This is a genomic window from Streptosporangium sp. NPDC020145, from assembly GCF_040631275.1.
Taxonomy (GTDB): domain Bacteria; phylum Actinomycetota; class Actinomycetes; order Streptosporangiales; family Streptosporangiaceae; genus Streptosporangium.
This window is the reverse complement of record NZ_JBEXZT010000001.1, coordinates 404148-427388: the sequence shown is the minus strand read 5'-3', so window position 1 is coordinate 427388 and position 23241 is coordinate 404148. Positions and strand designations below refer to the sequence as shown.

Annotated in this window: 10 protein-coding genes; 5 read left to right on the top strand and 5 right to left on the bottom strand. The window is 75.2% G+C overall.

Annotation, left to right across the window (positions count from 1 at the left end; translation table 11 throughout):
- The first annotated feature begins 296 nt into the window (after positions 1 to 296).
- The 5 genes from ABZ463_RS01760 to ABZ463_RS01740 all read left to right on the top strand — a co-directional run bounded on the left by ABZ463_RS01760 (position 297) and on the right by ABZ463_RS01740 (position 10353).
- Positions 297 to 1025, top strand: coding sequence for a lytic polysaccharide monooxygenase (locus tag ABZ463_RS01760; RefSeq protein WP_352015762.1), 729 nt, complete (start codon positions 297 to 299; stop codon positions 1023 to 1025).
- A gap of 229 nt (positions 1026 to 1254) precedes the next feature.
- Positions 1255 to 2511, top strand: coding sequence for a hypothetical protein (locus ABZ463_RS01755; RefSeq protein WP_362771969.1), 1257 nt, complete (start codon positions 1255 to 1257; stop codon positions 2509 to 2511).
- Positions 2508 to 4616, top strand: a complete 2109-nt coding sequence (locus ABZ463_RS01750) for a CHAT domain-containing protein (protein ID WP_362771967.1) — start codon at positions 2508 to 2510, stop codon at positions 4614 to 4616. The genes ABZ463_RS01755 and ABZ463_RS01750 overlap by 4 nt, the downstream gene beginning before the upstream one ends.
- Positions 4613 to 9337, top strand: coding sequence for a hypothetical protein (locus ABZ463_RS01745; RefSeq protein WP_362771965.1), 4725 nt, complete (start codon positions 4613 to 4615; stop codon positions 9335 to 9337). Before ABZ463_RS01750 ends, ABZ463_RS01745 begins: the two co-directional genes overlap by 4 nt.
- Complete coding sequence (locus tag ABZ463_RS01740) at positions 9334 to 10353, top strand: hypothetical protein (protein ID WP_362771963.1); 1020 nt, start codon at positions 9334 to 9336, stop codon at positions 10351 to 10353. The genes ABZ463_RS01745 and ABZ463_RS01740 overlap by 4 nt, the downstream gene beginning before the upstream one ends.
- An 8-nt stretch (positions 10354 to 10361) precedes the next feature.
- Here ABZ463_RS01740 and ABZ463_RS01735 read toward each other — a convergent pair whose 3' ends face one another.
- From ABZ463_RS01735 to ABZ463_RS01715, 5 genes are all read right to left on the bottom strand, one after another.
- The gene (locus tag ABZ463_RS01735) at positions 10362 to 12230 is read right to left on the bottom strand and encodes a hypothetical protein (RefSeq protein WP_362771961.1); all 1869 of its coding nucleotides are present in this window, start codon (positions 12228 to 12230) and stop codon (positions 10362 to 10364) included.
- Positions 12227 to 16018: a DUF5682 family protein gene (locus ABZ463_RS01730; protein ID WP_362771959.1), complete on the bottom strand. Its 3792-nt coding sequence runs from the start codon at positions 16016 to 16018 to the stop codon at positions 12227 to 12229. The genes ABZ463_RS01735 and ABZ463_RS01730 overlap by 4 nt, the downstream gene beginning before the upstream one ends.
- Complete coding sequence (locus ABZ463_RS01725) at positions 16015 to 17232, bottom strand: AAA family ATPase (RefSeq protein WP_362771957.1); 1218 nt, start codon at positions 17230 to 17232, stop codon at positions 16015 to 16017. Before ABZ463_RS01725 ends, ABZ463_RS01730 begins: the two co-directional genes overlap by 4 nt.
- Before the next feature lie 163 nt (positions 17233 to 17395).
- Positions 17396 to 22348: a DNA-binding protein gene (locus tag ABZ463_RS01720; protein ID WP_362771955.1), complete on the bottom strand. Its 4953-nt coding sequence runs from the start codon at positions 22346 to 22348 to the stop codon at positions 17396 to 17398.
- On the bottom strand, positions 22345 to 23211 hold the full coding sequence (locus ABZ463_RS01715) for a DUF4132 domain-containing protein (protein WP_362771953.1): 867 nt from the start codon (positions 23209 to 23211) through the stop codon (positions 22345 to 22347). Before ABZ463_RS01715 ends, ABZ463_RS01720 begins: the two co-directional genes overlap by 4 nt.
- Between the last annotated feature and the right edge of the window lie 30 nt (positions 23212 to 23241).

Genomic DNA, 23241 nt, shown 5'->3' with positions numbered 1-23241 from the left:
CGACCGGCGCCACCCAGGGGTTTCCCGGTGATCCCCGAAACGTTCCCCGATTCCCTTAACGATCCCTTAACCGGCACTCAACGAGCGTTCAACACCCCTTGCACATACGCGAGAAAGGCGGAGGCTTCTCCCAGGCGGGACTCCTGTCCTCGTGACACTCCCCCGGCCCGGGGCGAGCACCCCCCGCGTGACGGCTCCCCGTCACGGCCTCGTCCCGGGCCTCACCCCACACGAGGATTTACTGTTAGGAAACTTTCCTTTATATTCGGAGTCACCCCCCAGCAAAGGAGCACCACATGCGGAGAACGACAACCCTCGCATCGGCCTCGATACTGGCCATGGTGACCACCGTCTTCATGGCGACTCCTGCCGAGGCACACGGTTACATCTCCTCCCCGCCGAGCCGTCAGGCGTTCTGCGCCCAGGGCAAGATCTCCTGCGGGCAGGTCAAGTACGAGCCGCAGAGCGTCGAGGCCCCCAAGGGCTCGAGGCAGTGCAGCGGCGGCTCCCGCTTCACCGAGCTCGACGACGACAGCAGGGCGTGGCCGGTCACCAGCGTCGGCAACACGGTGAACTTCACCTGGACGCTGACCGCGCGTCACGCCACCAGCACGTGGGAGTACTTCATCGGCGGCTCCAAGATCGCCTCGTTCAACGACGGCGGCAGGCAGCCGGGCTCGACCGTCTCCCACAGCGTCAGCCTGGGTGGCAGGACCGGACGCCAGAAGGTCCTCGCCATCTGGAACATCGCCGACACGGGCAACGCCTTCTACGCGTGTGTCGACGTACAGGTGGGCGGCGGTAACCCCGACCCCACCCCCACCGCCACGCCCACCGTTACCCCCACGGTGACGCCGACGGTGACCCCGACCTCCAACCCCGGCGGCACCTGGGCCGCGGGCACCGCCTACCGCGCGGGTGACCAGGTCACCTACGGCGGCTCCACCTACCGCTGCCTGCAGGGCCACACCGCCCTGCCCGGCTGGGAGCCGGCGAACGTGCCGAGCCTCTGGCAGAAGATCTGACCCCTCTGGTCGTTTCTTCGGACGGACCCGCGTCTCACCAGGACGCGGGTCCGTTCCCTTTCTCCAGAGCCCGTAAGTAAGGCCATTTACGCACCCAAAAGCCGAAATAACGGCACAAAATGGGTTTTTCCCGGCGGGTGAGAACGGGCGGGCGAGGGCACCCGCAACGACCCGGTCACGAATTTCCATCCGGCCCCGGGAACGCGTTCCCCCGGCATATTTTGCTGCTGTGCATCCCGAGCGGGTCCGGGCCAGGCTGGACCGGTCTGCGACCACGGCCCTGCGCCTCGGCCACGAGATCGGCGGCTGGATGCGGCGCGGCCACGACGACCGGCGGCTCCACCGTTTCACCGGCCACCTCGACGTGCTCGACGGGGTCCTGTCGCGGATGCTCGGCGCCGTCGTCCGTGAGATCGAGGCGATCGACCCCCGCGCGGCCTCGGGGGAGGCCTACCGGCGCTGCGGCGAGCTCGACGGGGCCGTGTTCACGATCCGGCGCCTGTTCGACTGGTACGCCGCCAAGTACGACCAGCGCCGCGACCCCGTCCTGGCCGGGATCCTGGCCTGCGCCGACGAGGTCGTGCTCAGCTGCTGGCGGCAGCCGTTCGAGGATCTCGGGCGTGAGCCGCCGACCGGGCCGCTCGCCTACGTCGAGCCGCGTTTCGACGCCTTCGCGACTCCGCGCGTCTCCGTGCCGCCCGACCTGCGCCTGCCCGCCGACTCCCTGGTCGCCGAGTTCGTCGGACGGCTGCCCGTCCCGGTGGTCTGCCTGCCCGAGTGGACGGCCGTCCAGGCGTGGTGGCTGACGCTGGCCGCCCACGAGGTCGGCCACCACGTGCACAAGGACCTGGACCCCGGGCTTGAGAACGCCAGCAGGGACGCCCTCGCCGAGGCGACGGGTGACGAGAGGTGGCGCCGCTGGGCGCTGGAGTCCTTCGCCGACGCCTACTCGGTCCTGATGCTCGGCCCCGCCGCCGCGTGGATCGTCGAGGAACTGGGCCACGGCCCTCCCGAGTCCCTGACACGGGCCCACTGCGGCTACCCGCCTCTCCCGGTACGGCTGGCGCTGATGGCCGAGGTCGCCAGGCAGGCGGGCCTCGGCGGCGCGGGAGCCCCCGGGCTGGCCGGGGCCGCCGGAGCGCTGCTCGGCCTGCGGGCCGGTGGCCGTACGCTCGTCGAGCTCAGCGGCCTGTCCCCCGGGTGGTTCGCCGAACGGGGCACGGTGCGGGCGCAGGCGCGCTCGCTGGCCGGATCCGATCCGTTCCTGCCCCGCCTGGCGGAGCCGTACTCGGCGCGGCTGCTCCTCGCGGCGGCGGCGACGGTCGTTGACGCGGGCCCGGCCGCTCCGTCCGCGCTCCACGCCAACCTGCTGCGACACCTGCCCCGGTGCGGCCCGCCGGGCAGGCTCGGCGTCTCCCCCGCCGGGCCGCCGGTCGCCCGGCTGGCCGAGGAACTGACGGGACGACTGCTCGGGAGCACGCGATGAGCGCCCGGCTGCTCGTCAGCGTGACCGGTCCGGAGAACACGGTGACGGTCCTGCACGAGGGCAGGCCGTTGCCCTGCGACGACGGGGCCTTCTCCTATCCGCTGGAACGCGGGGCCGGGCCGTCGCTGACGGCCAGGGCCGCCGCCTGCCCCGACGCCCGCTCGTACGGCACCGCGCTGTTCGAGGCCCTGCTGCGTCCCGTCTGGCGGGCGGTCACCGGCCTGACCGGGAACGGCCGGGGGATCGAGCTGGCGTTGCGGCTGCCGATGGAACTGCAACCCCTGATCTGGGAGGCGATGTACACCGAGGACGGCCCGCTGGCCGCCCACCCCCGCCTGCTCGTGGCCGTCACCCGGCTCATCCCCGCCCCGGGGCCCGGCGGGCACCGCACCGTGCGGGGAACGCCCAGGATCCTGTTCGCCTCCGGCGCGAAGCTGACCGACCCGGTGATCCGCCCGGGAGCGATGTTCCTCGGCCTGGTCAGGGAGTGCGAGTCGCAGGGGCTCGCGATGACCAGGATCTCCGAGGAGACGACCGCGGACCGGCTGCGGCGGCGCTGCGCGTCCCTCCGGCCCGACCTGGTGCACCTGGTCGCCCACGGCAGGCCCGACCCGGTGGACGGGGAGACCTGGGTCGAGCTGGCGGGTGAGTGGACCAGGGGCGGCGGCCTTGCCTCGGTGCTGGTCTCGGGAGACGCTCCCCCGCCGCTGGCCGTCGTCCTCAGCGTCTGCCACAGCGGCGCGCACGGCGGCCTCGACCGCACCTCGGGGCTGGTGGAGACCCTGGTGCGCGGCGGGGTACCCATCGTGGTCGCCGTCGCCGGGGAGGTGACCGAGTACGCGTGCCGGTTGTTCTCCCGGCGGTTCGTCCAGGCGCTTCTGCACGGGGACGCGGTCGCCGAGGCCGCCGCGCACGGGCGCAGGGCCGCCCTTCTCGGCGAGCCGAACCCCGACGACCGTCTCGACTGGGCGATGCCGACCCTGTTCCTCGCCGAGACGCTGCCCGCGGACTTCAGGGCCGTCGATCCCGGGGAGGTCAACCGCACCAGGAGCATGGCGGGAAGGCTCGAACTCCTCGAAGGACCCGCCTACGTCGGCAGGGGACCCATCTTCGACACCCTCGACGGGCTGATCGCGCCGGGAAGCGAGCGGACCTTCCTCGGCGTCACCAGCGGCGGCGCCTTCGGCGGCATGGGCGGCACCCGGCTGCTCAGGGAGATCGGGTTCCGGCTGCTGCAGGCGGGTCACCTTCCCCTGCTGCTGGCGCCGTTCAACGACGTCCAGTCCGCGCCGCACAGCCTGCGCCAGGTCGTCGGGGAGGTCCTCGCGCAGGTCGTGCGGACGGGCGAGCGTCTCTCGCTCCCGGTGCCACGGCTGCGGTCCCTGTGGTCCGGACCGCCGCGGAGCGGAGGACGGCACGGTCCTGACGCGGACGAGGACGAGGCGGTGGCACGGCAGCGGGTGAAGTCGGCGGTCGCCCGGTTCGCCACGGCGGCGGCGCCGCTCGTGCCCAGCGCGGTCGACACGCTGCTCGCCGCCGACCTGGCCGACCTGGCCGGTGCGGCGGAGACGCTCGGTCCGCCGTTCGGCGCCCACACCCGCGTGGTCGTCCTGGCGGAGGCGCTGCACCTGTGGGTCGGGGCCCTGGGCTGGACGGAGCCCTCGCAGGGGCTGCTCGACCTGCTGACCCCGGACGGTCTCGGCACCGCCGCCAGGCCGGTCCCCGTGGTCGCGACCGCCGCCCTCGGTGAGTGCCCGCCGTTGCGCAGCTTCCGCGAGGAGAAGGCCGGAATGCCGTGGTGCGCCTTCCACGACCTCGAACCGCTGTCCGACGAGGAGGCCTCGCTCGGCTTCCAGTGGGTTCTGCTGCAGCCGTGGCACCCGAGGGAGCGCTTCCGCCTGACCTACTACGCCGCGCCGGGCAGTGATCCGGCGGTGCTCAGGGAGAGCTTCAGGCTCCACCTCGAAGGGCGTCCCGGTTTGATCAAGACCGAGCTGTACCGGATGGCGCAGCTCCTGGCCCTGCACAAGGTGTTCCTCACCCACGACGACACCGAGGGCTGGAGCGTCTACGCCCGAACCCACGGCCTGAGGTACGAGCCGTGAACCCGGCCGACCTGGGCGCCGAGCTGGAACGGCACGCCGCCGCGTGGCGGGCCGAGCAGTTCGGCCGTTTCGACCCGGCCCGGCTGGCCAGGCTCGCGCTGCTGCCCGAGTGGACCACGGAGCTGGCCGTACGGCTCTCGCTGGCCCCCGAGGAGGAACTGTCCGGGTTCCTCGACGACCTCGACGACCTGGGGCTGGTCGAGTCACGGACCCTGCCGACCGGGCGGGAGGCGTTCTGGGTGCGCGCGAGCAGGCGGCCGGAACTCGGCTCCCACCTGCGCCAGGCGCACGGGCGGCTGCTCGACGAGGTCACCGGAGAGCTGCTCCAGCTGACGTACCGCGTCGCCGAGCTGGGCGACTGGCGGCGCGCCGCGACCGTCTACCGCGGGGACCGCTCGGGCGCCACGCTCATGGCGGACGTCTCCGGCCTCGTCGAGTCGGGCGCGGTGAGCGAGGCCGCCCAGCTCGTCGCGACCGCCCGGATGCTCGGTGAGGTCCTCGGCGAGCCGCTCGCCGGCGCCGCGCGGCGGGCGCGGCGCCGGGTCGACCGCGCGGCCCGCGAGGCCGAGGACGCCCGTTTCCTGCGCCACTACCTGCCCCGCGCGGGTATCGAGGCCGCCCTCGCCGACCTGCTCGGCGACGACCCGCCGTACTGGGCGCTGCACCTGCTGGGCGCGGGCGGGACGGGCAAGACGATGGTCGTGCGCCACCTGGCCTCCGGCCGTTACGCCCGGGACCGGGGGCCGGCGCCCGTTCCGGTGGCCAGGGTCGACTTCGACCACCTCGACCCCCGCTATCCGCAGGACCGTCCCGGGGAGATCCTGCTCGCCCTCGGCGAGGAACTGCTGGGGTTCGGCATCGGAAGGGACGCCGAGAACGCCCACCGCAGGTTCGTCGACTCCGTCACCGGCCTGCACGAGGAGCTGGCGCGCGGCAGGCGCCTGTCCGGCAGGGCGGCCCCGATGCTCGACCACATGGTGAGGGCCTTCGCCCGGTTCGTCGGGGAACTTCCGGTTCCGGTGGTGCTGGTGCTGGACACCTGCGAGGAGCTGGCCAAGCTGTACCCGCCGGGGGCGCCCGCACCGGCGATCGACATGACCTTCGGCCTGCTGGAACGGCTGCGCGAACGGGCGCCCTCGATCCGGGTCCTGCTGGCCGGGCGCCGGTGGCTCGCCACGCCGTACGACGCCACCGGGGAGACCGGGGAGACCGGGACGTCCGCGGGGCCCCTGCTGCGGCCCAGGCCGTACCTGCGGGTGGTCAGGACGCACGGCTTCACCCGCGCCGAGGCGGACGACTACCTCGCGGCCCGTGAGGTGCCGCCGCCGCTCAGGTCCGCCGTGCTCACCCGGTCGGCGAACGGGGACGTCTTCAACCCCTTCGACCTGGCCGCCTACACCGAGTGGGCGCTGAGCGAACCCGGGCTCGATCCTCTGCGGCTGCGCGACGCCGAGGGTGATCCGTACGTCGAGCACCGGATCATCGGCCGTCTCGCCGACCAGGGGGTGACCCGGGCGCTGGCGGTCGCCGCCGAGCTGGGCAGGTTCGACCGGGCACAGGTCCGCCCGGCCCTGCTGCGCCTTGGCCTGGACCCCGACGCGGTCTTCGACGGCCTGGCCGCCCAGGAGTGGGCACGCGTCACCGAGACGGGACGGGACGGCCGCCCCCGGGTGGTCGAGCTTGATGAGCAGGTCAGGATCCGCCTGCGCCGCGTGACGGCCGCGGACCCGGGCAGGTTCCCGCTCAGGAGGGACCTGCTCGGCCGGGACGCCGCCGCCGTCGCCGACACCGCCCCCGTCCTGTCCGAGGTCTCGGCGGCGACCGTGCTGGCCGCCGTCCGCCTGCTGCCCGCCGGGGAGGCGGCGGATTTCTGGCGAAGGGTCGAGAACAGGGCCGCGACGCAGGAGGCCTGGCCGTGGGCCGAGCAGGTCACGGTGCGTGCCGCCGCCGAGGAGGCGCCGCGGGCCGGGGAGCCGGGGCCGTCGATCCTGGCCGCGATCCTCGCCACCCAGGCGGCGGCCAGGACGCACACCGGGACCGGGGGCACCGGCGAGCTGTGGCGGCGGGTCGCCGAGCACGCGCCCGGGCATCCCGATCCGGCCCAGGCCGTCGTGCTCGCCGATCGCGCCCTTCTCGGCCTGGCCGCGTCCGGGGCCGATGTCCCGCTCGGCGACGTCCTGCCCGGCGTGGTCGCCCGGCGCGCGGCCCCCGAGGGTTCCTTCGTCGCCGCGCTCGACGGTTGGATGCGGCACGGCGACTGGTCCGTCCTGCGGGACGCGGACCTGCGGCGGATCGGCGAGGGCCTCGACCGCGCCGAGGAGGGGCGTCCGGACGCCGCCGCGCGGACGGGGATCGCCGCCGCGGTCACCGCCCAGCGTGCCCTGCTCGCCCTGCACCACGGTGATCGCGAGACCGCCGGCCGGCTGGCGGCCCACGCGTTCGCCGCCGCCCTGCCCGCCGTGCGAAGACCCCTGCCGGACGCCCCTGAGGGGAACGCCACCGCCCTGTCCCTGGCGCTGGTCGCGGCCGCCTCCCCCGGCGACGCGCCCGCCCCCGCCTGGGCCGACTGGCGCGTCCCCCGGCGTCTGGACGCGCGCTGCCTGCTCGTGTGGCGGCTGGTCACGGCGGGGCTTGAGGAGCACGACGACCTCCAGACCCCGTGGCACGCCTTCTCTGCCCCGATCGACGACATCGACGTGGAACGGCTGCTCTCCTGGCGGGTGCGCGTCCACAACGGGAGACGGCCGCTCGACCCGCACGTCCTGGAGTCGCTGACCGTCCTGGACGCCTACTCCCCGGCCAGACGCGCGTCGGTGTGGCAGCACCACCGGGTACGGCCGCTGGTGGCCGAGGTGGCCGAGGCGTGGCTGACCCTCGGTGAGCCCGCCAGGGCCGCGGAACTGCTGCGCGGGCGCGTCGAGGCGGCGGTCGCCGCCGGGGACGACCCGGACACCGTCGAGCAGTGCCAGCTCGCCCTGATCCGGGCCTGCCGCCGCGTCAGGTCGCTCGCCCTCTGTCCGGAACTGGCCTCACTCGCCGCCTCGGGGACGCCCCTGGTGCGCGCGGAGGCCTGGATGACCCTCACTCTGGTGACCGGGACGCGGCCCGCCTCGCCCGAGGAGGCGGGCAGCTGGTACGGCTGGTGGCAGTGCCAGGACAGGCGTTCCCTGGCCGGTGGCCGGCCCTGGGGCCCGCCGTCCACGGCCGAGCCCGGCATCCCCTGGGAGCTGACGCTGGCCGCCCGCGAGGAGTACGCCGGGAACCCTGAGACCCCGGCCGTTCGTCCCCCGGTGCCGCCCCCGGGACCGGGAGGCGAGGGCAGACGGCTGCTGGAGAAGGCCGAGACGCTCGCCCTGCGCTCCCCTGACCTGGCCGGGCCGATGCTCGACGAGGCGGCGGCGCTGCTCGACAGGGCGTACGACCGGCGTGGCGCGCTTCAGGCCCGGATCCTGGCGTTGCTGGCCCGGGTGCGTGTCGGCGACCCGCGCGAACGTCCTCCCGTCGCGGTCCTGGACGCGCTTCCCCTCGGGGAGGTGGACCTCCCGCCCGGCTCCGGCTGGCCGGAACGGATCGCCTACCTGCGCGGCCTGCTTGAGGACCCCGCCGCCACCGGCTCCGACCTGCCGGAGCTGGCCCTGGACCTCGCCGCCTCGGCTCCCCTGTCCCCCGGGGCCTCCTCCGCCTTCGCCGTCGGCGGGTTCGGCGGCGCCGTACGAGGGGTGGCCGTCGTGGCGCTGCTCGCGCTGGCCTTCGCGGCGGGGCTGCTTCCCGTCGCGGACCGTCTGCCGTCCGTCCTGCGGTTGCTGTCCGCCCTGGTCCCGTTCACCGCGGCGGTCGTCCTGGTGCTGCCCTCCGGCTGGGAACGACGCGTGCCGGTGGGCACGATCGGTCTCCTGGACCGGCTGATCCCCCGAATGCTCGTCGTCACGGTCATGGGCGTCGGGCACCGTCGCGCGGTGATCCGCGTCGTCGGCCGCCGGTCCCTGCGGAACCGGAGGCCGGACTGGGCCGACGTGGCCTGGAGCGGGCCCCCCGACCGCGGGGAGTTCGCCATGTGGAAGTTCCAGCGCCCCTATTTCGCCGATCGTCTCCGGTCCCTCGTCCGGCTCGAACTTCCCTCCTCTCTCGACGACGAGCCTTGGGAGTCACGCCTTCCGCCCCACGCCCAAGTCTTCCGGGGCGCCGCCGCGCCGCCCGCGCAACCGCCCGTCCCTGAGCGGAACGCGGACGGGCAGGTGGTGCGCCGGACGTCCTTCTCCCTGCTGCACGTCGTCGGCACGGCCGTGACGACGGCGGCGGGACCGCGGATCCGCCTCAACGGCGACCTCCAGGGCAGACGGTCCGAACTGCTCGGCCCGATGTCGATGGAGGCCGGGACGAGGACCCTGGTCGCCCTGCAGGCCGACCCGGTCGACGGGCCCCCGGCGCCGCTCGCCGAGCAGCGTGGCCGTTTCGCCGCCATGGCGAGAGAACTCCTCGCCATGGGCACCCGCGCCGTGCTCGTCGTCCCTCCGCTGCCCGACACCGTCGCCGACCAGGCCGTGTCCCTGGTGCGGTCGAGGGCCTCCGGGCACGGAGCCTCGCTTCTTCCCCGGCACCTGCTGCGGCTCCAGCGCGACCTGCGGGCCCTCGTCGGGAAGGCGGGCGGCGAACGGGAGGCCGTCTGCGACGTGCTGCTCTTCCTTCCGACCACCTTCACAGGAGAGGACACCCCCGGATGACCATGTGGCAGCGGATCGAATCCTGGTTCCACGCCGCCTCGGAGCACATCACCGTCGGATTCGTCCCCGAGGAGGGCGCGGCGGCGCCGGCGCCGTACGAGGGATACGTCCGGCTGTTCGTCGCCGAGGGGTTTCTCGCCGACCGGCGCAGCTGGGCCGCCGACCAGTATCCGGCGCTGCACGGCGGGGTCTCGCTGTCCTTCCTCGGCGGGGAGCCGCTGGCGTTCACCACGATGGCCGGGCAGTCCTCCTGGATGGCCCCCGGCGTCACGCTCGGCGAGCCGATCACGCCGCTGCTGCCGTACGGCGGGGGCACGGTGACGGTGCAGGCGGGCCTGTACCGCGTCTCGGGAAGGGGGCCGCTCGGCACCGCCGTACAGATCGCCGGGGGGCTGGCCGGGCTGGTGGCGCCGCCGCTGGCCGCCGCCGCGACCATCGCGACCAAGGTGTCCGAGGGAATCGACAGAATCCTGGGCGACCTGGGCGAACAGCCGGTTCTCGGCGTGCACTGGACCATGGTCGCGCCCGTGCCCGGCGTCTCCGGCTCCGGCGTCAGGACCGTGCGCGCCGGGCACCTGGTGGTGATCGACTCTCCCGAGCCGCCGGGGACGCTGTCGATCGAGGACGGCAGGCTGCTCGTGGACGGCAGGCCCCCCGTCGGGGCCGACTTCCTGGTGCTGCGGATCGAGTGCAGGGCCGAGCGGGACGACTGGCGTTTCCCCGAGCTGGCCCAGCTGATCGACCGCGCCGGGGAGGAGTATCTCCGGCGCGGGGAGACCCAGACGTTCCGGGACCTGCGCTCCGACGCCGTGGTGCGGGCCTGGTGTTCGCCCGACCTGACGCCGCTGGACAGGAAGCGGGTGGCCACGCTGGTCGCCGGGGAGATCGACGAGGTCAGGCGGCTCGGGGTGGTTCCCGGCGGGGAACGCTCGCTTGAGGAGGCCGTCGCACTGCGGCTGCCGTCACGGGACGCCCCGGAGCTGGACGGCCTGCGCCTGGCCGACCTGCTCGCCTGACCTCCTTCTCAGCCGGGACGCTCCGGCTGCCAGGAGGCCCTGACCAGCGCCCGTTCGGTGGCGGCGAGGTGGAGTGCGGCGGCCAGCCACGCCCAGGCGTACCGGTCGCCCCCGGTGTCCGTCAGGCGGCCGAACACGTCGCGGGCACGGCGGTCGGCCTCGGCGCCGAGCGCGCCGACCAGCTCCGCCGCGGTGCCGAAGCCGGCCCGGCGGAGCGAGGCCCGCTGGGCGAGGCAGTCGCCGCCCCTGGCGGACTCGGCGAGCGCCCGTCTGCCGCCGGTCACGGCCAGCTCGACCAGGCGGCGCACCCGCCACAGTGGTGAGCCGGTCACCGGGTCGGGGCCCGGCGCCTCGTCCCCGGCCGGCCCGTCCTGCGCGCAGGCCTCGCGAGGGGGCAGGTGGGAACCGCTCAGCCGGTCGTAGCCGAGATCGGCGTGGCCGTGCCACTCGGCGGGCAGGCGAAGTGTCGGACCCTCCCCCGGGACCGGCCCGGCCGCCAGCGGGCGCATGGTCGCCGCCCTGTCGGGGTCGAGCCGTCCGAGCACCCTGACCCGCAGCCCCGGCCGGGAGGCCAGCTGCCGCAGGTTGGCGACGTGGGCGAGGCCGGGGTCGGAGCTCGCGGCCATCAGGCGGATCAGCGGCCCGTCCTGCGCCGCTCCCCCGGGGGACAGCTCGCGGGCGAGCAGCAGTTCCCCGACGGCTCCGACGACCATCAGGTCGCAGCCGACCGGCCGGTTCGTCTCGTCCGTCTCCCGTGGTTCACGCCAGGCCTCCTCGGCGAGCCTCAGGTCCGCCGCCTGGGCCAGGGGCCGGGAGAACAGCGCCGCCAGCGGCCCCTGCGACCAGGACGGCCTCGTGACGGAGGTGGCCCTGACGCCCTTGCCCGAACCGAGACGCCCTTCGGGGGAGACCGTCGCGCCGGAGATCAGCAGGCCTCCCCTGGCCAGTTGCGCGTGGTTCAGGGCCGCGGAGCCGAGCGCGACGGCCGCCGTGCCCGCCCCCTTCGCGCGGGCCGGTCCTCCCGGCCTGACGTCGGCGACGGAGAACCAGCGGCCGTCCTCGGTGACGAGGTGCGTGACCACCCCGCCGTAGCCGGTCGCGCTGATCACCGGTTCCCGGCAGACCCCGTAGACGCGCAGTCCCTCACCCTGACGGTAGGCGCGGCGGGCGGTGCCGACCAGAGCCGGGTCGGGGTCGGAGGCCGCGAGCCTGCCGGAGGTCAGCAGCAGGTCGCCGAGCGCGGAGACCAGGTCGGACAGGCGGTGGCCGTCCTGGCGTTCGCGGGCGGCGCGCACGCCGCGGACGACGCGCAGCGCCGCGGCCTCCGCCCTGGGCAGTCCGGCGAGCCTGGCGGTGTGCGCGGCCCTGAGCAGCTCGGCCTGGAGCAGCGCCCCCGCTCCCGGCACCCCGGCCGCCAGCACGACCGTGCCCGCGGCCCACAGCTCGGCCGCCGCCGCGACCTGTCCCTGAACGGGTCTCCTGGCCTGCGGTTTCTCAGCCGGGGCTGTCTCGGCCTGGGGTGTCTCCGCGAGGACGGGCTCGACCGCCGCCGCGACCGGGTCGCCGTCGGAGCCTCCCTCCACGACCGGGCAGGCGCTGAGGACGGCCGCCAGGTGCAGACAGCGCGGCGCCAGCAGGCAGCTGCACAGCGCCGCCGCCGGGTCGGTGACGACGCCCGTCCCGGCCGGGCTGAGGGTGACCACCGCGTCCTCCCCCCAGCTGACCGAGACGCGGCCCTGCTCCTGGGTCACGGGCAGGCCCGCGCAACGTCCGACCGCCTCCTCCAGTCTCCTGCGCAGCCGGGGGGTGAGGTTCTCGACCGCGGTCGCGGCCACGTGCGGCTCGACCTGCGGCAGCCGTACGGCGGGCGGGGTCAACGGTTCTCTCCTCTGAGGCGGTCGCCGACCCAGCGGGCGAGGGCGAGCGGGCTGAGCGCGGCGACGGGCATGCCCGCGGCGACCAGTTGCTGGGCGACGGGCACCGAGTAACGGGGTGCCCCCGTGTCGTCGAGCGCGGCGCACCCCAGCAGGTGCACTCCCGACGAGACGAGGGAGCGGACCTCTCCGAGCAGGCCCCCGATCGGGTAGCCCTCCTCGAAGTCGCTGACCACGACGACGAGCGTCCGGCTGGGCACGGTGACCAGGGACCGCGCGTGGGCGAGCCCGGCGGCGATGTGGGTGCCCCCGCCGACCTGGACCTCCAGCAGCAGGGACAGCGGGTCGGCCACCTGGCCGGTCAGGTCGATCACCTGCGTGGAGAAGGCGAGGAAGTGGGTCGAGAGCGTCGGCACGCCCCCGAGGACGGCGGCGGTCAGCGCGGACCAGACGACCGAGGCCTCCATCGAACCGGACACGTCGACCACGAAGATCAACCGCCAGTCGGCCTCCTTGCGGACCGAGGTGTCGAAGATCGGCCGTTCGGGGACGACGACGAACCCGCCGTCGGCGTTCCTGCGGGTGTGCGCCAGGTTGGCCCTCAGGGTGGCGGGCAGGTTGAGCCTGCCGTTGCGGCGGCGGCTCCGCCGGGGCGTCGACAGGCCGGTCAGCGCGGGGCGCAGGCGGGTGGCGAGCTCGCGCGACAGTTCGGCGACCAGGCGCCGCACCAGCGGCCTCAGCTTGGCCAGCTGCTGCTCCGGCAGGCCGCCCGCCAGGGACAGGACCGAGGTCAGCAGCTCCACCGAGGGGCGCACCGCGTCCGGGTCGAGCACGGACAACACGTCGGTCCTGCCCTCGTCCGCGGCCCTGGCCAGCACCTCCTCACGGACCTCGGGCCCGAACAGGGCGTCCAGCTCGGCGGCCCACTCACGGGCCCCGGGGAAGGAGGCCCCCTGGCCACCGGCCTGTCCGCCCTGCCCGGCCGTCAGGTCGTCCGCCCCCTCTCCCCGGCCTCCGCCGTACAGCTCGTCGAGCGCGTGGGCGTAACGGCGGGCGTCCTCGGGGAGCCGTCCGGTCTCCCTGCCGAGCAGCAGACGCCACCTGTCGGCCGGGGTGAGCCTCCGGGCCGCCCGTGACGGCGTGCCGGGGTCGCGGGCGGTCGGCGGCCCCTCGTCGTCTCCGGTGTCCGTTTCCTCGGGGCCCGGAGACGGCAGGGGGACCCCGAGGGCGCCGAGGGCGGCCAGCCCGGCGGCGTCCGCCGCCGTCCACAGCGCGAGCAGCGCCGGTGGCGCGCCCAGTGCCAGGTCGATGCGGTCGCCGAGCCGGTCGGTCACCGCCAGCAGCAGCCGGTCACGGGCGGCCGGGGTGAGCGTGTCGAATCCTCCGCGCAGGGCGGGCAGCCGGTCGAGGAACTCACGGTCGGCGAGGCCGTCGACGCGGTCGAGCAGCGGTTCGAACACCGCCGTCGCCGACTGCAGCAGCGGCCCGGCCGCGGTGAGCAGTCCGGTGACCAGGCGGGACAGGCGGTGACGCCCCTCGGGACCGGTCGCGGTGTCGATCCACCCCGCGGCGCGGGTGCCGAGGGTGTGCGGTTCGTCCAGGTCGAGCAGGACCCTGGCGGCGAGCGCCGCCCCCTGCATGAGCGGGGACCCCTCCTTCGCCAGGGTGGCGAGCACGTCGTCCATGCGCATGCTGAGGCGATGCTCGCCCGCCCGGGTCACGAGCGCGACCAGGGCGGCGGCGTCCTCGTGCCGGTCGCTGCCGACCAGGCCGGGCAGCGCGCGGACTGCGGCGTCCAGCAGGGTCGCGGCCAGTTCGGCCGCCTGCTGTCTGCTGTGCGGGGTGGTGCCCGGCAGGTGCCGTCTCCGCAGCGCCTCCAGCAGGTCGAGCGCCCGCAGCAGGTCGGGGAGTCCGGCGGTCGCGGGGAGCACGGCCGCGGCGTCCTCAAGCCGGTCCGTGACGAGGCCGGGCAGGTCGCAGACGGCCGCGGCGCGCAGTCCCGTCAGGATCAGCTCGCAGGTCGGACCGCCCTCCGCCGACTCCCGGCGGAAGTTCTCACGCAGGGTGCCCGCCGCCGCCAGCTCCGCGGTGACACCGCGGATGCCCGCCAGGTCGAGCAGGGCCGCGACGGAGGGGGTCCATGAGAGCCGCCATCGGGTGGTGAGCGCGGAGGCGTCCCCCGTCCCGGTGACCTCGATCTGTTTGCCGTACCCGACCCCGCATACCAGGAGGCGTTGCAGCAGGACCTCGCGGCGGCCGTCCAGGTCGGAGCGGAGCGGGTCGAGCCGGACCTCCCTGGCGTCGGGGTTGTCCGGGCAGGGCAGTTTCAGCGCCGCCAGTTCGGCCTCGACGGCGGGGCCGAGCCCGGAGCGGGGCGTGCCCGGGGCGGTCCTGCCGCGTTCGGCGCCGACGAGGACGGCCTCCAGGGCGCGGGCGAGCGCCCTGCCCCGGCCCAGGGGTTCGCCCTGGCCGAGCACCATGGTCACCGCCTCGACGATCTCTCCCCGGCCCGGCGCGGGCAGCCCGCGCAGGCGCGCCAGGTCGCAGGCGACCCGCAGCGTCTCCACGGCCTCTCCGGTGCCCGCGGTGTGCCCGGCCTCGCGCAGTCTCCTGCACACGCCGGTGATCGCGCGGGCCGCGGCGTCCCTGACCCTGTCCGGGTCTCCGCCGGCCGCGAAGACCTCCTGCTGCCAGCGCGGGTCCCGGATGCCCGCCGGGTAGCCGGAGCGGGAGTCGAGCAGGTCGAAGGCGTACGGCACCAGCGACGTCGCGGCCGGGACGGCCTCCGGGGCGGGGACCCGTGCGGCGGCGCGGGCGTGTTCTTCCGCCCGTGCCGTGGCCTGCCCCTGTGCGGAGGCCACGGCGCCGGGTTCCTCATCCGCGAGGAGCAGCGCGGGGGCGTGGAAGGCGCCGACGACCGCGGCGACCCGCGCCCCACGGGCCAGGGCCCCGGCGATCACCTCGCGCATGTGCGCCTCACGGGCCAGGTCGGCCGGGGGCACGCCTCCGGCGGACTCGGCGTCCTGACGCAGTGCCCAGCCGACGCCGAGCGCGGCCCGGCGCACCTCCTCGGGGGAGCAGCCGGGGGCGAGCACCTCGACAGCGCGGTCCCACATGTCGTCGCCCTGCCTGCCGGTGCAGGAGGCGGCGAGCCCGTCAGCGAACGCGTTCCCCATCGGGAGGGCCGTGTCCCGGGCGTCCCCGTGGTCCGTGGGGGTTCCGGGGGGCTCGGAGGTCTCGGGCTCCTCGGAACCCGGCCTGGCGGCGACCCCGGCCCGGCCCGCCTGGGCGCGGGAGGACGGGACGCGCGCCCCGTCCCGTGTCCCTTCCCGCGCCGCGGCCGGGGCGGACAGCGGAAGGTCGCAGCAGAGCACCTCGGCCCCGTGCTGCCTGGCCCAGCGGACGGCGGCCAGCTCCGGGGAGAAGTCGGCGAAGGGGTAGAACCCGAGTCTGCCATCCTGCCCGGTCCCGGCCAGGGCCACCGGCGCGACGGTCGCCGGATCGGCCAGGTGGACCAGCCACGGCTGGAAGTCGGCGGGCAGCTCGACGCAGACCACCTCGGCCCCGGCCTCCGCGAGCAGCGCCGGAACGGCCGCCGCCAGCGCGGGGCTGTGGTGGCGGACCCCCAGGAGGTACGGCCGGGCGCAGGCGGCCAGCGTGTCGACGGCCCGCCGGGGGCCGTCGGCCGCCCTTCCAAAGCCTCCCGCCGCCCGGGAAGCGCTCTCCGGCTCCCGGAAGGCGTCCGTCGTGTCCTCGGGGGCCCCGTTCCCCCGGCCTTCTCCGGTGGTCAACGCAGGTTCTCCCGCAGGTCCCACAGGCGGCGCCACATCGCGGAGCCCTCCTCGGCGCGGCGCCGTACCGGGCCGTCCCAGTAGCCGAGCAGCCTCGAATGGTCGGCGGGGTCGTCCTTGCGGACCACGCCGAGCAGGTGACCGGGCACCAGGTCGAGGACGTCCCCCGAGGGCAGGTAGGCGGCCGCGACCCCCAGGGAGGCCGCGACCTGCACCGCCTCGGCGGTCGACATCACCGTTCCCGGCCGCTCGACGTCCCAGCCCTCGGCGGAACGGCCGGAACGCAGGTCGCGGAAGACCGTGACCAGGGCGTCCAGCACCGCGTCGTCCACCCGGAAGGCGGCGCCCGCCCGCCCGACCACGGCCGTGGCCTGGCCGCGCACCAGGGCGGCCTCGGCCTCGGGGTCGGCGATGGGGTTGACGGTCTCGAAGTTGAACCGGCGTTTGAGCGCCGCCGACATCTCGGAGACACCCCGGTCACGCAGGTTCGCCGTGGCGATCACGGTGAAGCCGGGGGCCGCCGCGACCTGGGCGTCCGGGGTGCCCGCCAGTTCGGGCACGCTGACACGGCGGTCGGACAGGATCGACACCAGGGCGTCCTGCACCTCGGGCAGGCAGCGGGTGATCTCCTCGACCCTGGCGACGCGCCCGGAGCGCATGGCGGTCAGCACCGGGGAGGCGACCAGCGCCTGGGGGCTCGGCCCCTGGGCGAGCAGCAGGGCGTAGTTCCAGCCGTAGCGGAAGGCGTCCTCCGTCGTGCCCGCCGTGCCCTGCACGGTGAGAGCGCTCGTGCCGCAGACGGCGGCGGCGAGCAGTTCGGAGAGCATCGACTTGGCGGTGCCCGGTTCGCCGACGAGCAGCAGCCCGCGCTCGCCCGCGAGGGTGACCACGCAGCGCTCGACCAGGGCGCGCTCACCGACGAACTTGGCTTCGACCACGAGCCGGGACGGCGGCGCCTGGCCGTCGCCCGGGGTGGTGACGCCGGCGCCGGAGCGGCGCCCCTTCGGCAGCTCCAGGGCTTCGCCGCCGCTGCCGCAGATGAACGTGACCACCGCCCGCGGGGTCAGCGCCCAGCCCGGCGGGCGGGGGCCGTCGTCGTACGCCGCGAGGAAGGCGAGTTCGGTGGCGTGGCGTTCCTCGGCCGGCTGTGCCTGCCTGGCCGGGGGAGCCCCGTCCGAGGTCGCGGCGGGCGCCGCCTGTCGCGTCGTGGTCATGGAGGGAGGTCCTTCGGGTCTCGCGCCCCTCGGGAGGGACGTGTCGTGTGGATGGTGCGGTGGCGGGGGCGGTTTCGACATCCGTCCCGGGGTCGTTCCGCGCCCCCGCCGTCGATCCCGGCCGGGACTCAGGCGAGAGGCTCGGGCCGTGACGTCATGGGGTTCAGCGGCGCCTGCCGCGCCGGATGCGGAGCTCCTCGAAACGGGGGACGTCCCCGTCGCGGACGCGCCGCCACGCCCTGGCGTGGAGGGCGGCCGCAGGCTCGATGGGCACGACCACCCCGAGCTGCGCGCTCTCTCCGCTGATCAGGTCGTACAGCGGGGCCTTCCACTGCTCGAACGGCAGGCGCGGCGTCCTGAGGTCGGTCCAGGCGCCCGGCAGGAAGAGTGAACGCCCCGCCCTGACCCGGCTGGCCTCGACCACCAGCTCCGTCGCGGCCAGCTCGGCGCGGGCCGCCTTCAGCCGGGCGGGCTTCCAGCCGGTCCACCGGGCGACGTTCCTGTCGGTGGGGTCCGGCATCGCCAGCAGGATCAGGTAGAGCGTGGCCGCGTCCGCGCCGATGCCATACTCGGCGACGGCCTCGGAGACCAGCTCGGGCGCCGAACGGGAGGGGTCCTGCGGCCACCAGGTGCCGTCGGCCGCCCGCTCCCCCGCGGCCGGGTCGCCCGGGTCGGCCAGGAGCGCCTCGAAACGTGTGTCCCTGGCGGCGCGCAGCGCCAGCTCGACCGGGAACGGCGCCCCGGCCTCCCCGGCGAGGGCCCGCAGGGCGGGCAGGTAGGGGTCCTCCCCCGAGGCGTCGAGCAGGGCCATCCTGATGCCCGGAGCGGGCTGGTTGTCGTGGGTGGCCATGATCACGGCGCCGTAGCGCTCCCACCCGTCCGCGACCTCGCTGGGGGTCCCCGCGACCTTCCTGAAGCCGGGCAGGTTGACGTAGCGGCCCAGGCTGAGCATCAGGTCGGGGTTGGCCAGCCGTTCCCTGACCGTGGCAAGCGCGGCGGGCAGCACGGCCCGCACCGGGTCTCCCGCGGGCAGCCGGTGGGCGAGCCAGGCCATCACGGCGACCACGCTGACGAGCGTGGACTCGGTGAAGCCCACGGTCCCCTCCTCGATCGGGGAGACCCGGTCGCGGTACACCCGCCAGCGCAGGTCTCCGCTCAGCTCGGGCGCGGAGACGGGGTCGAGCAGCGCGGGAAGCGCGCGGCTCGGCTCCCAGGGGGTCCGCACCGCGCGGGAGGCCTCGGAGACGATCCACTCGGGGACGGCCACCCGCCTGCCGACCTTTTCGTTCCACACCCGCGCCGCCGCCGCGACGTCCGGGCCGTCCGTCCACAGCGTCGCGAGGTCGGCGGGCAGCAGCGCCGCGACGACCTGCCTGCGGACGGTGGCGTCCAGCTCGCGCAGCTCGTCCCTGGCGACGACGGCGTCGGCGGCCTTCAGCCCGAGCCCGGTCCTCACCGCCGACGGCAGGAAGCCCCGGTCGTGGCTGTCGACGTACGGCAGGCCGGCGACGACCAGTCTGGCCGTCGTCAGGGTGACACCGGTGAGGCGGGCGAACTCCTCCGCGGCCTCCGGCCGCCAGGGGGCGGGGCCGTGTTCGGCCCACAGGGCGAGCAGCCCGTCGATCCAGCCGTCCTCGCGGTCCTCACCGACCGGTGCCGAGAGGCGCGCGGTGTAGGGCGGCGGGACGTCGAAGCGGCCGGACGGGTCGTGGAAGAGCGCGGTGAAGTCGCAGCCGCCGTTGTCGAGGGAGTTGTTCTGGAAGGCGATGAAGGCCCCGTCCGGCAGGGGCAGCACTCCGCACCAGGTGCCCTCGCGCCGGTTCCCGCCCTCGTCGACGAGCCACTTGTCGTCGAGGTGCAGTGACATGCGGCGCCAGACGGCGGGTTCGGCGGCGGAGCCGAGGCCGAGCGCGCCGATCTCACGGAGCAGGTCGTGCGTCGCCTCGGTGTGCCCGGGTTCGAAGGCGGCGGAGACGGCGCGGTAGGCGACGGCGGCGCAGCGGTCGAGCAGGGGCTCCCATCTGAGGGAGGTCTCCGGCAGCCGCGGCCCGTCGAAGTGGAGGGCGACGCCCTGGACCGCGGCCGGGCCCTCCTCGGGGACCGTGTCGGCCGAGGCGGAACGCAGGACCCCGCCGATCGTCCTCAGCTGATGGAAGGAGTCGTGGGAGGCGTTGCCGTACCACCAGGGGCCGGAGACTCCCAGGCCGTTGAGGGCGCGGGCGAGCACCTGGTCGGGGGGGCCGGACGGTGCCCGGTCCTCGTGGCCGCCCGCCAGGGCGCGGTCGAGCCTGGTCGCCACGGCGTCCAGGGTGATCTGCTGGGTGGCGGCGAACCGGGCGACCCCGGCGATTCCCGCGATCAGCGCCTCGTCCCTGACCTGGGGCAGCAGTGCGCGGACCTGCGCGTGCAGTTCCTCCCGCACGGCCTGGGCCGGCTGTCCCTGCCGTTCGCACTCGGCGCAGACGGCGGCCTTCAGCAGGGCGACCGCGGTCTCGGTGTCGATCCGGCGCAGCGCGAGGGAGCCCTCGGGGTCGCGGGGGCGCAGGCAGCGCCAGTAGCGCGGCGGCGGCAGCATCGCGGTGCCCTCGGCGAACATGCCGGGCTCCCGGCCCACGGTCACGGCCGCGACGACGACCCCTTCGGGATCGACGAGCTTGATCCTGGGGTAGCTCTCGACGAGGGCGCGCGGCCGGTCGTCCCCGGGGAAGGTCACGGCGCCCGAGAGGGTCTCCCGGTCGCCGGGCAGGGTGACGACGCGTCCCGCGAGGTCCTCTCCGCGCAGTCCTCCGCCGGGCAGACGGACCACCCGCCAGCCGAGCAGCCCGCCGACCGGGACGGCGACCGGGGTCGCCTCGGCCGAGGGGAGGGGCAGCAGCCAGCCGCCGTCGAACACACTGCCGGGCGGAGCCGAGGGCACGGCGTCGGCGAGGAAGCCGGGAAGCCCGGGCCTGCCGTACGTCCCACTGACCGGGTCGTACTCACGCCAGCCGTCGCCCTGCTGGTCGGGCACCCAGAAGGAGGCGCCGTCGCTGATCAGGTTGCTCCTGGCGGGCACGACGGTGTCTCCCTGGTGGATGACGCCCGCGCCCGTCGTCCGGCCGCCGCCGGGCAACGGCAGGGTCACCAGGTCGTTGCGCAGCGCCCATATCCCGGCCCGTCCCTGGAGGGTGCGCAGTGACCCGGCCGAGGAGTGCCAGTATCCGCGTAGCTGGTCGCCCGCGCCGTAGGCGTTCCAGTAGACCAGCAGTTCGCCGTCCACGTAGTGGAAGCCGGGGTCGCCGTAGACGTCGGCGGGAGGCCTGCGCAGGTCGTGGACGAGCACGGTGCCCTCGGTGCCGATGACCCTGGCCTGGGAGGGGCCGGAGACGACCAGGTGGGGCCAGGCGTCGGCGACCTCGATCTCGTCGAGGTCCTTCGGGCTGACGAGCGCGGCGATCGCCTCCTCCCAGGCGGGCCAGCCGAGTTCGTCGACGAGACCGCCGCGCAGGGTCCTGGCCAGTTCGGCGGCGAGGTCCGCCCGCGCGACCGCGGCGACCTCCTCCGCGGCCAGGACGAGGCCTTCGGCGGGCAGCCAGGTGAGCCTTCTGAGGGCGTCGGGCAGCTGCGGCAGGCCCATGGTGAACGAGCGGCCCGCGACCTTCCGCATCCAGCGGGCCAGCATCGGCCTGCCGCCCGGGGAGGCCGCGAGCACACGCACGGCCCGCCTGCCGTCCTCGTCGTCGCGGAACCGGTCGGCGGCCTGGTCGAAGGCCGCGGTGAAGCGAGGGTCCGCGGCCAGGGCGAGCAGGTCGCGCTGTCCTTCGCCCCGCGCCCACGGTTCGAGCAGCAGGGCGGCGTCGTCTCCGGGGGCGGCGACCGGCACCCGCTGGGCCAGCAGCAGGTCGAGCAGGTCGACGTCGAGTTTGATCGTGAGACTCTCGCCCGTCTCGGCCAGCTCGGCGCGCAGCCGTCCCGCGATCTGTTCCACCAGGTCGTACAGGCCCATCAGGCGCGGCTCCGCCTGCCAGCCCGGGCTCCAGAGCCGCTGGAAGCGCCTGAGCCAGCCCGCGGCGCCGTCGCTGGGCCGTTCCTGCGGGGTCACCTCCCCCTCGCCGAGGCCGGCGTCGGCCCCCGACTCCTTGAGGATCTCAAGCCAGAGGGCGGGCAGCTGCCGCTCGTCACCACGGGGCATGAGGTTGAGCAGCGCCCCGCGCACGGAGGCGTCCCGAGCACCGAGGGCGACCAGGGCGGAGCGGTGCGCCTTCCACCAGCCGAGCGGAGCCCCGGCGGTCGCGGGCAGGCCGAGCAGTTCGGCGAGGTAGTCCTGCTCCTCGGCCTCGGCGTCCCTGCCCGCCGCCTTGGCCAGGCGCCGCAGGTCGCCCGCCATCTGGGTCGACGGTGCCAAACCGCCCGCCGTACGGCGCACGCACAGGCCGCGGAACCTGCGCAGCGCCTCCTGGGCGGGCACCCTGGCTGCCAGCTCCTTGGCGTATCCGGACAGCGCCTTGACCGGCAGCGCCCCGGCGAGCGCGAACTCCAGGAAGACCGCGTCGAGGCGTTCCTCGTCGACCGGCAGGCCGTGCTCGGCCTCGGCTCTGCGCGCCTGGCCGAACATCTGCGCCGCGTAGGTGACGCTCTCCGCGGCGAGGAAGGCCCGGCCCGCCTCCTCGAAGAAGGTGGGCAGGAAGTGCGGGACCGATCCGGCGAGCTGTGCGGCCAGACGCAGGTAGGCGTCGAGGGCGGCCTTCGGCTTCGTCCTTGCCTGTCTGGCGGTTCGTTCGAGCTCGGGCACGACGGCGAGCGCGTGGTGGCCGTCGCGGGGGTGGTGCACCAGCACCCACTCGGGGAAGCCGAGTGAGCGCCGCAGGCCGACCCCGACCACGACCGGCTCACCCGCGGCCTCAAGCCCGAGGAAGCCCGCAGCGGCGTCCTCCGCGACCCCCAGGTCCTCGGTGACCAGGCGGACGACCACCCGGCCGTCGAGCCCCGGGTGCCGGTAGGGGCGCGCGGTGAGCGCGACCGCCCGTTCGTCGCCGCCGTCGGCCCCCGGGAGGAGGACGGCTCCGGCGTCGAGCAGCTCGTGTGCCCCGTCTCCCGTCGCCGTCGCGGCGCCCTCAGTCGGCATGTCCCCGTTCACGCGTCTCTTCCTTCCTCGACCGTCCGCCCCGCGTAGAGGGCCGCCGCCATCCGCATCCCCTCCGACCAGGCGACCGGGCCGACCTCGCGCTCCGACAGTCTCCTGCCGTCGTGGCCCTGCCAGGTCAGGCCGCCCGTCTCCGTCTCGCCGTCCCAGTAGGGTTCGCCGATCCACACCGACGCCTCGGTGACGCCCCCGGCGTCGCGCGCCGCGCAGGTGACGTAGCCGCCGGAGACCCGGTAGCCCAGCGAGGCCGCCCTGGCCGCGAGGCCGAACCGGGAGTCGAAGCCGCCGCCGGAGAACTCCGTCACCTCGGCGACCCGGTCAGCGGGCTCGGCGGGCCTGGACCAGGTCGCCCGGTGGATCTGCTCGACGCGCTGGACGATGCCCAGCTCCGCGGCGAACTCCCTCAGCTCGTCGAGGTCGGGCAGCAGGACGGGGTGCGGCAGGGTGACCGTCAGCGGCGACAGCCGTACGGTCTCGCCGTCGAGGTTGACCACCCGCAGCTCGCCCGTGGCGGTGACGTCGCGCAGGAAGCCCGCCTCCTCCTGGTCGTCGCCGACCACCACGAGGTCGCGCAACACCGACTGCCAGGCCTCGTCGGGCCAGACCGCGGCCACCAGGCCGGTGGGGACGGGCAGGGAGGAGACCATCCAGGTGTCGGCCTGTGCCAGGCAGGCGGCGGCGTGCCGGTCGAGCCACTCGGTGAGACGGCGCAGCCGCTCCGCCTCGGGGTGCTCGCGCACCTGCTTCGGCAGTGACCTCAGCTGCCTTCCCGCAGCCTTTCCGGAGGTGGACCTCGCCACCACCCGGCCCTCCACGAGGGCGACCTCGTACCCGTCGCCCGCCGACAGCCAGCCCAACGCTCCCCACCTCTCGACACGACACGAATC

Bases quoted from the DNA above. Each gene is read 5' to 3' on its own strand.
- ABZ463_RS01750 (WP_362771967.1), top strand. From the start codon at position 2,508: ATGAGCGCCCGGCTGCTCGTCAGCGTGACCGGTCCGGAGAACACGGTG.
- ABZ463_RS01760 (WP_352015762.1), top strand. From the start codon at position 297: ATGCGGAGAACGACAACCCTCGCATCGGCCTCGATACTGGCCATGGTG.
- ABZ463_RS01740 (WP_362771963.1), top strand. From the start codon at position 9,334: ATGACCATGTGGCAGCGGATCGAATCCTGGTTCCACGCCGCCTCGGAG.
- ABZ463_RS01725 (WP_362771957.1), bottom strand. From the start codon at position 17,232: ATGACCACGACGCGACAGGCGGCGCCCGCCGCGACCTCGGACGGGGCT.